Origin of the sequence: Herbidospora solisilvae, assembly GCF_009901565.1 — a bacterium.
Taxonomy (GTDB): Bacteria; Actinomycetota; Actinomycetes; order Streptosporangiales; family Streptosporangiaceae; genus Herbidospora; species Herbidospora solisilvae.
In genome coordinates, this window is sequence record NZ_WXEW01000003.1 from 1,312 (window position 1) to 14,435 (window position 13,124).

At 70.3% G+C, this 13,124-nt stretch carries 14 protein-coding genes; 9 read left to right on the forward strand and 5 right to left on the reverse strand.

Annotation, left to right across the window (positions count from 1 at the left end; translation table 11 throughout):
- The coding region (locus tag GT755_RS09510; protein WP_202609861.1) for a hypothetical protein at positions 1–348 on the forward strand (348 nt) is incomplete at its 5' end.
- 54 nt (positions 349–402) lie between these two features.
- Here the strand turns inward: GT755_RS09510 and GT755_RS09515 are convergent.
- Entirely contained in the window at positions 403–816 is a 414-nt protein-coding gene (locus GT755_RS09515; protein WP_161479377.1) for a hypothetical protein, read from the reverse strand.
- Between the two features lie 136 nt (positions 817–952).
- Between GT755_RS09515 and GT755_RS09520 the strand changes: the two genes are divergently transcribed.
- Positions 953–2,092 (forward strand): glutathione-independent formaldehyde dehydrogenase, encoded by a 1,140-nt coding sequence (locus GT755_RS09520; RefSeq protein WP_161479378.1) that lies wholly within the window; start codon positions 953–955, stop codon positions 2,090–2,092.
- Here the strand turns inward: GT755_RS09520 and GT755_RS09525 are convergent.
- Entirely contained in the window at positions 2,089–2,559 is a 471-nt protein-coding gene (locus GT755_RS09525; protein WP_161479379.1) for a GNAT family N-acetyltransferase, read from the reverse strand. The genes GT755_RS09520 and GT755_RS09525 overlap by 4 nt on opposite strands.
- Between GT755_RS09525 and GT755_RS09530 the strand changes: the two genes are divergently transcribed.
- From GT755_RS09530 to GT755_RS09540, 3 genes are read left to right on the forward strand one after another with little or no spacing between them, the layout of a single operon-like run.
- Complete coding sequence (locus GT755_RS09530) at positions 2,558–3,391, forward strand: alpha/beta hydrolase (protein ID WP_161479380.1); 834 nt, start codon at positions 2,558–2,560, stop codon at positions 3,389–3,391. The two genes, GT755_RS09525 and GT755_RS09530, sit on opposite strands and share 2 nt — an antisense overlap.
- A 51-nt stretch (positions 3,392–3,442) precedes the next feature.
- Positions 3,443–3,988, forward strand: coding sequence for a TetR/AcrR family transcriptional regulator (locus tag GT755_RS09535; protein WP_161479381.1), 546 nt, complete (start codon positions 3,443–3,445; stop codon positions 3,986–3,988).
- Positions 3,989–4,000: 12 nt separating this feature from the next.
- Entirely contained in the window at positions 4,001–6,148 is a 2,148-nt protein-coding gene (locus GT755_RS09540) for an MMPL family transporter (protein WP_161479382.1), read from the forward strand.
- On the opposite strand, the gene GT755_RS09545 is transcribed toward GT755_RS09540, so the two are convergent.
- On the reverse strand, positions 6,135–6,791 hold the full coding sequence (locus GT755_RS09545) for a response regulator (protein ID WP_161479383.1): 657 nt from the start codon (positions 6,789–6,791) through the stop codon (positions 6,135–6,137). The two genes, GT755_RS09540 and GT755_RS09545, sit on opposite strands and share 14 nt — an antisense overlap.
- Positions 6,788–7,894 carry a sensor histidine kinase gene (locus tag GT755_RS41045; protein ID WP_161479384.1) on the reverse strand — a complete coding sequence of 369 codons (1,107 nt, stop codon included), beginning with the start codon at positions 7,892–7,894 and terminating at the stop codon, positions 6,788–6,790. The genes GT755_RS09545 and GT755_RS41045 overlap by 4 nt, the downstream gene beginning before the upstream one ends.
- 112 nt (positions 7,895–8,006) lie before the next feature.
- Between GT755_RS41045 and GT755_RS09555 the strand changes: the two genes are divergently transcribed.
- From GT755_RS09555 to GT755_RS09570, 4 genes are read left to right on the forward strand one after another with little or no spacing between them, the layout of a single operon-like run.
- The gene (locus tag GT755_RS09555) at positions 8,007–8,357 is read left to right on the forward strand and encodes a hypothetical protein (RefSeq protein ID WP_235966457.1); all 351 of its coding nucleotides are present in this window, start codon (positions 8,007–8,009) and stop codon (positions 8,355–8,357) included.
- Entirely contained in the window at positions 8,354–9,772 is a 1,419-nt protein-coding gene (locus GT755_RS09560) for a multicopper oxidase family protein (RefSeq protein WP_161479386.1), read from the forward strand. The genes GT755_RS09555 and GT755_RS09560 overlap by 4 nt, the downstream gene beginning before the upstream one ends.
- A gap of 36 nt (positions 9,773–9,808) precedes the next feature.
- Positions 9,809–10,291 carry a CAP domain-containing protein gene (locus GT755_RS09565; protein WP_161479387.1) on the forward strand — a complete coding sequence of 161 codons (483 nt, stop codon included), beginning with the start codon at positions 9,809–9,811 and terminating at the stop codon, positions 10,289–10,291.
- A gap of 40 nt (positions 10,292–10,331) precedes the next feature.
- Positions 10,332–10,841, forward strand: a complete 510-nt coding sequence (locus GT755_RS09570) for a CAP family protein (protein WP_161479388.1) — start codon at positions 10,332–10,334, stop codon at positions 10,839–10,841.
- Here the strand turns inward: GT755_RS09570 and GT755_RS09575 are convergent.
- Positions 10,838–13,063, reverse strand: a complete 2,226-nt coding sequence (locus tag GT755_RS09575; protein WP_161479389.1) for an FUSC family protein — start codon at positions 13,061–13,063, stop codon at positions 10,838–10,840. The genes GT755_RS09570 and GT755_RS09575 overlap by 4 nt on opposite strands.
- Between the last annotated feature and the right edge of the window lie 61 nt (positions 13,064–13,124).

Sequence of the window (13,124 nt, forward strand, 5' to 3'; positions counted from 1 at the left end):
ACCACCACCGCCACCACCGCCACCGCCTCGGCCGCCCAGGCCCAGGCCGGGTCCAGCTGGGACCGCTTCGAACGCGGCGACGGCCGGTTCGACTACCGATGGGGCAAGAGCGGCGGCCGCTACTGGCTCGACTTCAAGATCTGGGACCGCGACCACGACGACCGCGACTACAGCTTCTTCGACGTCTACTACAAGGACCGCGGCAAGTGGTTCTTCCACAAGCGGTACAGCACCAAGAGCTTCCTGTCCAAGCACATCGTCTTCGGCAAGCACGTCGACGACTTCCGCGTCCGCGGCGGCTACGGCCACAACGGCGACTTCGGCTGGGGCGGCTGGCACCACCGCTAAGCGTTGATATTCGAGAAATGGCCCGGACCTCTCAAGGTCCGGGCCATTTCTATTTCAGCTGTCCTGTTTCCAGTCGGTGCAGAAACTGTAGCCGTTGAAACGTGCGCAGGCGCGCATCCAGTATCCCTTGTGCAACTGGTCGTTGGAGAATTGCGAACTGAACGGGCCGCACTGGGTCCAGTTCACCTTGTCCTTCGAGCGGTCGATCCAGGTCTGGTCGCCCGAGCGGTAGCCGGAGCGGATCGCGGCGAACGAGTGGTCGCTGATGCGGTGGTTGACCAGGGCAACCTTGACGGTTCGGCCGCTGACGGTGGCGGTGCGGCTGGCGATGTCGTGGTGGGCGATGCCGTTTCCGGGCCAGCTGCCGCAGTTGGTGTCCGCGGCGGCGGGGCTGGAGACGGTGATTACAGGGATTGCCGTGAAGGCGGCGACGATGACGGCTCCCGTGCGCCAGGTCACTTTTGCCATGTGGAACTCCTCCCGATTCTTTCTAAAAAGACTTTTGCCGTCGGGAGGGGTGCTTGTCCATCTGTTCTGGGCAACATGGCGCAATGGAGCAAAAGGTCCACTTGGGCTGATCATCGACAAATTCGGAGGTGTGATCATGCAGGCACTGGTGTACGAGGGCCCCCGGGAGGTCGTCGTCCAGGAAGTTCCAGACGCTCGCATAGAACGCCCGACCGATGTCCTGGTGCGGGTCACCGCCGCCAACATCTGTGGCTCTGACCTGCACATGTACGAAGGCCGTACCAACATGGAGACCGGCCGGGTGCTGGGCCACGAGAACCTCGGGGAGGTCATCGAGGTCGGGTCGGCGGTCGACCGGATCACGGTGGGCGACATGGTGTGCCTGCCGTTCAACATCGCCTGTGGGCACTGCAAGAACTGCGAGGCCGGGTTCACCGGCTTCTGCCTCACCGTCAACCCTGGCGTGGCGGGGGCCGCCTACGGCTACGCCGGGATGGGGCCCTTCCAGGGCGGGCAGGCCGAGTTGCTGCGGGTGCCGTACGGCGACTTCAACTGCCTGCGGTTGCCTGACGACGCACGGGAGAAGGAGAACGACTACGTGATGTTGTCGGACATCTTCCCCACCGGGTGGCACGCCACCGAGCTGGCGGGGTTGCGTCCGGGCGAGTCCGTGGTCGTGTACGGCGCCGGGCCCATCGGGCAGATGGCGGCCTACTCGGCGCTGCTCAAGGGCGCGAGCAAGGTCATGATCGTCGACCGGCAGGCCGACCGGCTGAAGGTGGCCGAGAAGATCGGCTGCATCCCGATCGACGACTCCCAGGGGTCGGCGGTGGAGCAGGTGCTCGACCTCACCGCGGGTGAGGGGGCCGACCGGGGTTGTGAATGCGTGGGTTACCAGGCGCACGACCCGCAGGGCGACGAGCATTCCGACGCGGCGCTGAACAGCGTCGTCAGGTCGGTGCGGCCCACCGGCGGCATCGGCGTCGTCGGGTTGTTCCTGCCGGAGGACCCGGGCAACGCCGACGAGGGCGCGCGGGTCGGGAAGATCCCCTTCGACATGGGGCACTTCTGGTTCAAGGGTCAGAAGATGGGGACCGGGCAGGCGAACGTCAAGGCGTACAACCGGCAGTTGCGCAACCTCATCCACACCGGCAGGGCGCGGCCGTCGTTCATCGTCTCGCACGAGCTGCCGCTCAGTGAGGCGCCCGAGGGCTACCGCCACTTCGACGCCCGTGACGAGGGCTGGACCAAGGTCGTCCTGCATCCCGGCCGCTAGGGCGTCAGGGGAAGGGTGTGGCGATCGAACGTCGTGTCCCCTCCCGCGAAGGTGAAGCCGGCTCTCCGGGCGACCGCGGCCGAGGCCGGGTTCGCGGGGTCCACCTTGATCACGGCCAGCCGGGCGCCTTCGGAGGCGGCGTACCGGCAGGCGAGGAGGACTGCCCGCGTGGCCAGGCCTCGGCCGCGCCACGACGGATAGAGGCCGTAGGCGATGTCGACCTCGTCTCCGGCGAAGCGCAGGTCGAGGGTGCCGGCGAGGGTGTCGTCCACGCGGATGCCGAAGGCGCGCAACGGGCCGCGCCGTTCCCACTGCGTCGAGCAGTGGTGGAGGTAGGCGGCGGTGGCCTCCCGGGTCGAGGGGCCGCCGGTGTACCAGCGGGTCAGCTGCTCGTCTTGACCGGCCAGGTGGGCGTCGAGGTCGGCCGGGGTCAGCGGGGTCAGACGTATACGAGGAGCACCAGCCATGAGCCATGATCTCGAACTCGTCGAGCGGGCCAACGCCACCGGCCGGATTCCCGCGGTGTTCGTGCACGGCCTGTGGCTGCTGCCGAGCAGCTGGGACCGGTGGGCGGGGGTGTTCGCCGAGGCCGGGTTCGCGCCGGTCACCGCAGGGTGGCCGGACGATCCGGACACCGTCGAGGAGGCCCGCGAACATCCCGAGGTCTTCGCCGACAAGACCGTCGCGCAGGTGGCCGACCACCTCTCCGAGCTGATTGGCCGCCTTTCCCGCAGGCCCGTGGTCATCGGGCACTCGTTCGGCGGGCTGCTCACCCAGATCCTGGCCGGACACGGCCTCGCCCGCGCTTCGGTGGCGATCACCCCGGCGCCCTTCCAGGGGGTGCTGCCGCTGCCGCTCTCGGCGCTGCGGGCCGCCGCGCCGGTGCTGGGGAATCCGGCCAACCGGCACCGGGCCGTGCCGCTGACCTTCGAGCAGTTCCGGTACGCCTTCACCAACGCCGTCAGCGAGGAGGAGGCCAGGGAGTTGTTCGAAGAGTTCGCCGTCGCGGCCCCGGGCGCTCCGCTCTTCCAGGCGGCGGCGGCGAATTTCAACCCGTGGAGCGAGGTCAAGGTGGACAGCCTGGCCGAGGACCGGGGGCCGCTGCTGATCATCTCGGGAAAGCGGGACCACGCGGTTCCGTGGGCGATCGCCAACGCGTCGTACAAGATCCAGGAGAGGAACGAGCGTCACGTCACCGAGATCGTGGAGATCCCGAACCGGGGGCACTCCCTCACCATCGACATGGGCTGGCGTGAGGTTTGTGACACCGCGTTGAACTTCGTGCAGCGCTTCGTGTAAACAACTGACCGATCGGACAGAACTGTCCGATCGGTCAGTTATCGTGGTGCCATGACCCGATCCGCGACCTCGATGCGTGCCGACATCCTGGAGTCCGCCCTGCGCCTGTTCGCCGCGCACGGCTTCCGGGGCACGTCGCTGCAGGACATCGCGTCGGATGTGGGCTGCTCGAAGGCGTCCTTGCTCTATCACTTCACGAACAAGGACACGATCCTCAGCGAGCTCTTCGCCCCCATCGGGCACGAGTTCGAGACGCTGCTCCAGCGGCTGGCCCCACTCCAGGGCGAGGAGGCCGCTCGGGCCGCCGTCGCCGGTGTGGTGGACATGTCGCTGCGCTTCCGCCGCCAGGTCAAGATCCTGCTGCTCGACGTCGACGCCCTGCTCGACCATCCCGAACTCCCCTGCGTCGACGACGTGACCGAGGCACTGGTCGACGCGATGGTCGGGCGGGTGCCCGAGCAGGAGCCCAGGGTGGCGGGCTGGATGGCGCTGCTGGGGATCTTCCTGACGACGGCCCGGGGGGTCGCGATCCCCGACGAGACCATGCGCGCGGAGCTCACCAGTGGAGCGTTCCGCACGCTCGGCCTGTCCTCTTAGAAGAGAGCTTTCATGGCGACCTTGCTCTACCGGCTCGGCCGGTTCTCCTTCCGCAACCGGGGGCGGGTGGTGGCCGTCTGGGTGCTGCTGCTCGCGCTGATGGGGGCCGGCGCGGCCCTGTTCCTCGGGCCGTCCAGTGACAAGTTCAGCATGCCGGGCACCGAGTCCCAGCGTGCCCTCGACGCCCTGGCCCGCGATTTCCCGCAGGCCAGCGGGGCCACCGGCACGATCGTGCTGGCGGCGCCCGAGGGCGCCAAGCTCGACCCGGCCGCGGTGGCGCCCGTGGTCAAGGAGGCCGCGTCGGTGCCCGGCGTGGTCGCCGCGGTCGACCCCTTCCAGGCCCGGTCGGTCTCCCCCGACGGCCGCTACGCGCTGATCACCGTGCAGTTCTCCGGCACGGCCGAAGACCTCGCCGACGAGACGCGCGACGCCTACCTCAAGGTCGGCTCCACGACCACGGGGATGCGGATCGAGCACGGCGGTGACGTGCTGCGCGCCGCCCCCGAGGTCGGCGGGTCGGAGGCGATCGGCGTGCTGATCGCCGCCGTCGTGCTCATCATCACGCTGGGGTCGCTGGTCGCGGCCGGGATGACGCTGCTCAACGCGCTCGTCGGGGTGGGCGTCGGCATGGGCGGTCTGTACGCCCTCAGCGGCGTCGTCGAGCTGACCTCGGTCACCCCCGTCCTGGCCCTGATGCTGGGTCTGGCCGTCGGCATCGACTACTCGCTCTTCATCACCTCCCGCTACCGCCAGTTCCTCACCGAGGGGCTCGACCGCGAGGAGGCCGCGGGCCGGGCCACCGGCACCGCCGGTTCGGCCGTCGTGTTCGCCGGGGCCACCGTCGTCATCGCGCTGGCCGGCCTGTTCGTGGCCGGCATCCCGTTCCTGACCGTGATGGGTCTGGCCGCCGCCGGGACCGTCGCCGTGGCCGTGCTCGTCGCGATCACCCTGCTGCCCGCGATCCTCGCGTTCGCCGGCGAGAAGGTGCTGCCACGCCGGCAGCGGGCCGGCGAGGCCGTCGCCAAGGAGGGCTTCGGCTACACCTGGGGCCGTCTGGTCACCAAGTTCGGCATCCCGATCCTGCTGGTCGGCATCGCCGGGCTCGGCGCGCTCGCGCTGCCCGCCCAGGACCTGCGGCTGGCCCTGCCCGACACCGGTTCCGCCGCCCCCGGCAGCCCGGCGCGGGAGGCATACGACCTGACCAGCGAAGGGTTCGGCGAGGGGTTCAACTCGCGGCTGATCGCCGTGGTGACCACCAAGGACGCCGCGACCACCACCGCCCTGGCCGGGCAGGCCGCCCAGATGATCATGCAGGTGCCCGGTGTGCTGGCGGCCACCCCGCCGCAGCCGAACGCCGACGGCACCACCGCCCTGGTCGCCATCATCCCCAAGAACGGGCCGACCTCGGCCGAGACCGAGCAGGCCGTGCACGACATCCGGGCCAAGCTCGCCACCATCTCCGGCGCGGAGATCGCGGTGACCGGCGCGACCGCCCTCGGCATCGACGTCTCCGACAAGCTCGGCGAGGCCATGCCGACCTACCTGCTGCTCGTCGTGGGCCTGTCGGTGCTGCTGCTGATGCTGGTCTTCCGCTCGATCCTGGTGCCGGTCAAGGCGGCGCTCGGCTTCCTGCTGACGGTCGGGTCGACGTTCGGCATCACGGTGGCCATCTTCCAGCAGGGCCACCTGGCCGGCCTGTTCGGCGTCGAGCAGCCCGGCCCGCTGGTCAGCTTCCTGCCGATCCTGCTGATCGGCATCCTGTTCGGGCTGGCCATGGACTACGAGGTCTTCCTCGTCTCCCGCATGCGGGAGGACTTCGTGCACGGCGACACCCCGCGCCAGGCGACCATCAACGGCATGGGCCACAACGCCCGGGTCGTCACCGCCGCTGCGCTGATCATGACCTCGGTGTTCGGCGGGTTCGTGTTCATGGACGACCCGATCATCAAGTCGATGGGCTTCGCCCTGGCGATCGGCGTGCTGATCGACGCGTTCGTGGTGCGGATGACGCTGGTGCCGGCGGTCATGTCGATGCTCGGCCGGGCCGCCTGGTGGCTCCCCCGCTGGCTCGACAAGATCCTGCCCGACCTCGACGTCGAGGGCGAGAAGCTGCGCCACCACCTGGCCGAGCCGGCCGAGCGGGAGGTCACCCGGGTGTGACCAGGCCGCTCTCGTAGGCCTGCACGACCAGCTGGGCGCGGTCCCTGGCCAGCAGCTTGGCCATGATCCGGCTCACGTGGGTCTTCACGGTGGCGTGGGAGATGACGAGGTCACCGGCGATCTCCTCGTTGGACCTGCCGGTCGCCACCAGCCGCAACACCTCCCGCTCCCGGTCGGTCAGCCTGGCCAGGCCGGGGGCGGGGGTCGGGCGGGGTGGGGTGGCGACGTACTCCTCGATGAGGCGTCTGGTCACGGCGGGGGAGAGCAGGGCGTCTCCCCTGGCGGCCACCCTGACCGACTGGAGCAGTTCGGCGGGCTCGATGTCCTTCAGCAGGAAGCCGCTGGCCCCGGCCCGGAGGGCGGCGAAGACGTACTCGTCGAGGGCGTAGTTGGTCAGGATCACGACCTTCAGATCGGCCAGCTCGGGGTCGGCGCCGATCCTGCGGGTCGCCTGGATGCCGTCCATCAGGGGCATGCGCACGTCGAGCAGCGCCACGTCGGGCTTGAGGGAACGGCAGAGCTGCACGGCCTCGCCGCCGTTGCCCGCCTCCCCCACGACCGTGACGTCGTCGGCCAGTTCCAGCAGGGCGCGGAAACCGGCCCTGATCAGCGGCTGGTCGTCGGCCAGCAGGACCCGGATCATCGGGGGAGCTCCGCCCGTACGAGAAAGCCCCCGGACGCCCGGGGCCCGGCCTCCAGCGAGCCGCCGACGGCCACCGCGCGTTCGCGCATGCCGATCAGGCCCATGCCCGGTTCGGCGTCGCCCGGGGTGCCGTCGTCGGCGATCGTCAGCACCACCCGGCTGGTTTCATGTGAAACCGTCAGCGTGATCGTGGCCGGGCCCGCGTGCCGCAGCACGTTGGTGAAGGCCTCCTGCGCTATCCGGTACGCCGCCCGGTCGGCCTCCGGCCGCAGTTCCACCGGCTCCCCCGTCACCGTCGACCGCACCGACAGGCCGGCCGCCTGGGCCCGCTCGATCAGCCGCGGCAGGTGGGCCAGCCCCGACGACGGGCTCCCGGGCTGCCGCAGCACTCCCAGGGTCGAGCGGAGTTCCCGCATCGCGTCCTGGCCCGACTCCTTGATCGCCAGCAGGGACGAGCGCGTCTGCGCGGGGTCGCGGTCGAGCATCTCCAACGCCACCGAGGTCTGCACGTTGATCACCGAGATGGTGTGGGTCAGCGCGTCGTGCAGCTCCTGGGCGATCCACAGGCGTTCCTCACCGGCCCGGCGCAATGCCGCCTCCTCCTTGGTGCGTTCGGCCTCGGCCGCCCGGTGTTCCACCTCTTCGAGGTAGGCGCGGCGGCCGCGGGTGACCTCGCCGAGCACGAACACCGCCACCAGCCAGCCGCTCAGCAGGCTCAGCCCGCCCGGCTCGGGATCCTTGGCCGACAGCGCGACGATCACGCCGACCCCGGCGGCCAGGGCCACGACCAGCCCGACGGCCAGCCTGCGGCGGCCCACGCTCGCGGCGGTGTAGACGGCGATCAGGGCGGGCGCGGCGGCGAACACCCCCGGATACCGGAAGCCGTAGTAGACGACCGCGCACGCCACGGCCACCCACCCGGCCGCCGGGGGAGTACTGCGCCGCCAGACCAGCGCCGCCGAGGAGACCACGATCAAGGTCAGGCCGAACGTGTCGACCGGCCGTTCGACCAGGCCGGAGCTGGACAGCCGGCCGTAGGTCCCGCCGACGCCCAGAGTGAGCGTGACCAGGGCGAGCACGGTGTCGTTCTTCCAGGGCGGCACGCCTGCCACGGTAGGTCAGAACCGGGAGGAGGGCGTACATCCCCGGATGTACATCGCGATCACTACCGGGGTGTGACGATTGCCGATTTTTGGCTGGTCCATTATGGCGTCCATGAGATGGACCATCCGGTTGACCTCGGTGCTGCATCTGGCCGGGGTGCTCGGCCAGGCGCTGCTCGCCGGGCTCTTCGTGACGGGCGACGCCGACCTGCTGAGCTGGCATGAGAGCAACGCCGGGATCACCTATTCTCTGCTGCTGGTCCAAATGGTCGTGGCCTTCCTCCTCTGGCGGCGCGCTCGTGTGGTGTGGCCGTTGTGGGCGACGGGAGGGCTGGTCGTGGCCGAATCGGCGCAGATCTGGGTGGGCATGTCGCGAGACCTGGCCGTGCACTTCCCGCTCGGGATGTCGATCTTCGGAGCGTCGGCGGTCATGACGCTGCTGCTCTGGCGGGTGACACGATGATCTCCCGGCGCGGCGTCCTCGGCCTGCTGCTGGCGGCCGGCTGCGGCGCGGAGGTCTCCGGCGAGCGGCTGACCAGCGCGATCCCGCTGCCCCCGAAGTTCGCCCGCCCCCTGGTGCTGCCGAAGACGGCGCGGCCCACGAGCCCCGGCCGGTACGTCGTCACCCAGCGCCCCGCCCGCATGGAGATCATCCCGGGGACCACCACGGAGATCTGGGGCTACGACGGCACCTGGCCCGGCCCGACCTTCGACCTCAGGCGCGGCGAGCAGGCCGTGGTGACGATCCGCAACGACCTGACCGTGCCCACCTCCACGCACCTGCACGGCGGCGTGACCCCGGCGGACTCCGACGGCCACCCCATGGATCTGGTCGTGGGCACCACCCGACCGCACCACGCCGGATCGACCCTGCACGACCGGACCAAGGACTACGTCTACCCGCTCGACCAGCCGGCCGCCACGCTCTGGTACCACGATCACCGGATGGACTTCACCGGGCCGCAGGTCTACAAGGGGCTGGCCGGGTTCTTCCTGATCAGGGACGAGGAGGAGGAGCGGCTCGGCCTGCCGGCGGGGGACCGGGAGTTGCCGCTGATGATCTGCGACCGGTCGTTCGAGGCCGACGGGTCGTTCCGCTATCCGGCGCTCGACCCCACGCTCCTGCTCCGCCACGGGGTGCGGCCGGACTTCATGGAGGGTGTCGAAGGAGATGTCGTGCTGGTCAACGGGGTGCCGTGGCCGTACCGGGAAGTGGAGGCGGTCCGCTATCGGCTCCGGCTGCTGAACGCCTCGAACGCCCGCCGCTACCGGCTGGCCCTTCGGCCCGGCGGCTCGTTCACCCAGATCGGCAGCGACCAGGGGCTCCTGGAACGGCCGCTGACCCGGGACACGATCACCATCGCTCCGGGTGAGCGTTATGACGTGATCGTCGACTTCGCCCGCTATCCGGTCGGCTCCCACGTCACGCTGACCGACCTGCTCGGCGGCGACGTCATGCGCTTCACGGTGACCCGTAAGGCCCGGGACGACAGCCGGGTGCCGGCCAGGCTCGCCGATCCACAGCCTGTGGACGACCCCGTCGCCCGGCGCACCTTCGATTTCCGCGTCGACGACGGCGCCTGGACCATCAACGGCAGCCCCTACCTCCCCGGACGGTCCGTCGCCGCGCCCCGCCTGGGCACGACCGAGATCTGGCGGTTCGCGAGCGACTTCCACCATCCCGTCCACGTGCACCTGGGCCGTTTCAAGGTGCTCGGCCGCGAGGAGCAGGGCTGGAAGGACACGGTCGACGTCCGGCCCTACGAGACCGTCGAGGTGGCCGTGCGGTTCGACGGCTACCGAGGGCGATACATGCTGCATTGCCACAACCTCGAACACGAGGACATGGCCATGATGGCGGACTTTGACGTTGTCTAGGTTGATCACCGAGAGTCACAGCGACCACGCTGAACCGTGATCAGATACCTCGTCGTCGCGGCCCTCGCCGCGCTCGCCCCGGCCATGCCCGCCTCGGCCGACCCGATCCCCGGCCAGGCGCTCGGTTTCCACAACCAGGCCCGCGCCTTCTACGGCATCGGCCCGGTCGAATGGGACGCCACCCTCCGCGAGGAGGCCAAGTGGCACGCCCGCACCTGCTCGTTCGTGCCGTCCGACCACGACGGCCGCTACGGAGAGAACCTCTACGTCACCACCAGCCAGGCCGACGACGCGACCGTCCTGCGAGACGCCGTCGTGTCGTGGGCGAACGAGGCCGCCAAGTTCGACGTGCGGAACCACCGCTACGCCCAGGACATCAGCCACTACACGCAGGCCGTCGGCGCGAAGACCGCGCGGGTCGGGATCGCCATCGTCGACTGCCCGGCGGGCACGATCTTCGCCGCGCCGACCAAGTTCGTGGTGGCCCGCTACCAGGGTGCGGTCAAAGCGGCCTCCTGATGATTGATCGCCCGAGCCGCCGCGGCTACGACTTGATGCCATGATCAAATACCTCGTGGTCGCGGCGGCCCTGGCCGCCGTCCCCGCCCCGGCCAGCGCCGAGACCGTCATCGACGCCGCCCTGAGCAGCCACAACACGGCCCGCGCGCAGTACGGCGCCCGCCCCCTGGTCTGGAACGCGAGCCTGCTGCCCGCCACCCAGACCTGGGCGAACGCCTGCCGGTTCCAGCACTCCAACCCGGCCGGCCAGTACGGCGAGAACCTCTACGCCACCACCAGGGTCGCCGACGACGCGACGATCGTGCGGGACGCGGTGAAGGCCTGGATGGACGAGGCCAGGTACTACGACTACTCCAAGCCCGGCTTCTCGGGCGCGACCGGCCATTTCACGCAGGTGGTCTGGAAGTCGTCGACGGGCCTGGCCGTCGCGGTCGGGTCGTGCCCGGCCAACACGATCTTCTCCAGGGCCTCGAAGTACGTCGTCGCCCGCTACACCCCGCCGGGCAACTGGCAGGGGCAGTTCGCGCAGAACGTCGGCCGTCCGGTCTAACGGATCTGCTCGACCACCTCGGCGACCCCGTCCGCCAGCCGGCGGGCGGCGTCGACGTGGTGGGCGGTCCACACGATCCGGACCCCGGTCGCCGTCGCGCGGCCGTCGTCGTCGCTGAGGTCACGGCTCACCGCGGCGATCAGGCGGGCCTCGGCGGCCTGGTCGTAGGGCAGCCGCTCGGGGACCGGCGCCTCGCGGCCGAGGGCCTTGCCGGCCCGTTCGAACCAGGTCGCCACGGGGTCGGCCGCCGTGACGATCTCCATCTGGGCCGCGCTGCGGTCGCGGTCGACGTGGCCGTCGTCCCTGCTCCACAGGTCGACGATGGCCTCCGCGCTGTACTGGAGCACGGTCACGCTCGCGACCAGCGACGACGCGTCCGACAGCGGCATGTGCTTGGTGCCACGCTCGGCCAGGTAGCCCCGGAAGGCGTCGTCGAGCCGCTGCATCGCGGCCAGCGCCTGCCCTCGCGTGTCGCTCGGATAGGCGGCCGACGACCCGACGTCGCAGCGGGTGACGCAGAACTCGACCGCCCTGCGGAAGTAACGCGCGTTGTCGGTGAAGGCCTCGTCGAGCGACTGGCCGAGGGCCGCCCGTGCGCCGCGCGGCCAGAACAGGGCTCCGGCGAGCAGGCTGACGGAGCAGCCGACGGCGATGTCCTCCAGGCGGATCAGCCCGGTCCGCCAGCCGGTGGGCGCGGCGATCTCGAACAGGATCAGCAGGAGCACGGTGAACCCCGCCTGACCGGCCATGAAGGAGATCACGGTCGGCGCGAGCCCGGCGACCAGGATCGTGACCGGCAGCAGGATCCACAGGAAGATCGTGTGGCCGTGCACGGCCCACAGGACGAAGGCGCCGATGGCGAACCCGATGGCCGTCCCGGCGAGCGCGCGCAGGGCGCTCTGGCCGGTCGTCACCGCGTTCGAGCGCAGCACGACCAGCGTGCCGAGCACCACCCAGAACGAGTGCTCCACCCCGATCACACTCGCGACCAGCACCGAGATGCTGAGCGCGACGGCGCCCCTGATGCTGTTGCGCAACCACACCGAGTGGCGTTCGGCGTGTGCGGAGACGCGGGCGCGGGCCGACGACAGACGGGTGGAGTATCCGGCGGGTTGCCGGCCGAGGAACCGGTCGCGCCACGACCGGGCCTCGGCGGCCACCGCGATCTCGACGTTCTGCGCGATGGCGGAGATCGCGAAGCTGATCTCCTGGGCCCGGAACGAGGGTTCGAGTGAGGCCACGAACGCGGTCGCGTCGCCGGTGACCCGGGCGCCGGTGACCTCGCGTTCCATCGCCCGCCGGGCCTCCATCAGGCGCCGGGTCTCACTGTCGAGGCGGTCGCCGCGGCCGGCGGAGTCCAGCAGGTCGGCGGCCCTCACCAGGACCTCGGCGGCGGCCGTCTCGACCGCGCAGACCGCCGGGTCGATCGGGCCCGGCCCGCTGTCGAACGGTTCGCGTTCCAGCACGGAGTGCAGCCAGACCACCTGACCGGCCAGCCGCACCTCGGCCCGGCCGGTCGTGGTCAGCCCGGCCGGGCGGTAGGGCGTGTCCCAGAAGGTGGACTTCATGTCCCGCACCGCCTCGTTCGCCTCTTCGGCGAGGGCCCGCAGCGGCGGGTTCCGGCTCAGCGGGAGCCCGCCGGAGACGCAGGCGACCTCCAGCTTGATCCGCTCGGCCAGCAGTGTGAGCGCGCGGGCGATCTTCGGCCGCAGCGGGTCGCGGGTGGGTGCGGGCCACAGCAGCACGATCGCCGCCATCGACGCCGCCCCGACCAGCCACCAGCCGTAGAGGCGGTCGTCCAGAGCCGACAACGGGGCCGGGATCGTCACCGGCAGCACGTAGGAGACCAGCAGCGCCGTCGACGCCCCGGCCAGCACCGAGCTGACCACCCCGGAGAACAGGATCAGGAACGTCACCGCCACCGTCGTCAGCACGGCCGTCACCACCGCATGGGAGGCCAGGGTGCCGACGGAGATCAGCACGGTGCCGGCCAGGATCAACCAGAACTGCGCGGTCAGCCGGTCGCGGGTGGAGCCGCTGAAGTCGACCATCAGCAGCAGGGCGAACGACCCGAACGAGGCGTACATCGACATCACCGGGTTGCCGATGACGAGGTCGGAGAACGCGAACGCGGACGGCATGATCACCGCCGCGCGGGCGCCCTTGCGGACCGTGTTCAGCTCCGGGTCCCGCTCTCTGGTCCACCGCAGGATGCTGGTCATATGGCGCATTCTGCGACGTCAGAGGCGGTTCGCCGGGGATCTTTACGTTGCGATTGACAGA

Coding starts and splice junctions, on each gene's coding strand:
- GT755_RS09515 (WP_161479377.1), bottom strand. CDS start 816: ATGGCAAAAGTGACCTGGCGCACGGGAGCCGTCATCGTCGCCGCCTTC.
- GT755_RS09525 (WP_161479379.1), bottom strand. CDS start 2,559: ATGGCTGGTGCTCCTCGTATACGTCTGACCCCGCTGACCCCGGCCGAC.
- GT755_RS09545 (WP_161479383.1), bottom strand. CDS start 6,791: ATGATCCGGGTCCTGCTGGCCGACGACCAGCCGCTGATCAGGGCCGGT.
- GT755_RS09540 (WP_161479382.1), top strand. CDS start 4,001: ATGGCGACCTTGCTCTACCGGCTCGGCCGGTTCTCCTTCCGCAACCGG.
- GT755_RS09530 (WP_161479380.1), top strand. CDS start 2,558: ATGAGCCATGATCTCGAACTCGTCGAGCGGGCCAACGCCACCGGCCGG.
- GT755_RS09575 (WP_161479389.1), bottom strand. CDS start 13,063: ATGACCAGCATCCTGCGGTGGACCAGAGAGCGGGACCCGGAGCTGAAC.
- GT755_RS09535 (WP_161479381.1), top strand. CDS start 3,443: ATGACCCGATCCGCGACCTCGATGCGTGCCGACATCCTGGAGTCCGCC.
- GT755_RS09520 (WP_161479378.1), top strand. CDS start 953: ATGCAGGCACTGGTGTACGAGGGCCCCCGGGAGGTCGTCGTCCAGGAA.
- GT755_RS09555 (WP_235966457.1), top strand. CDS start 8,007: ATGAGATGGACCATCCGGTTGACCTCGGTGCTGCATCTGGCCGGGGTG.
- GT755_RS09570 (WP_161479388.1), top strand. CDS start 10,332: ATGATCAAATACCTCGTGGTCGCGGCGGCCCTGGCCGCCGTCCCCGCC.
- GT755_RS09560 (WP_161479386.1), top strand. CDS start 8,354: ATGATCTCCCGGCGCGGCGTCCTCGGCCTGCTGCTGGCGGCCGGCTGC.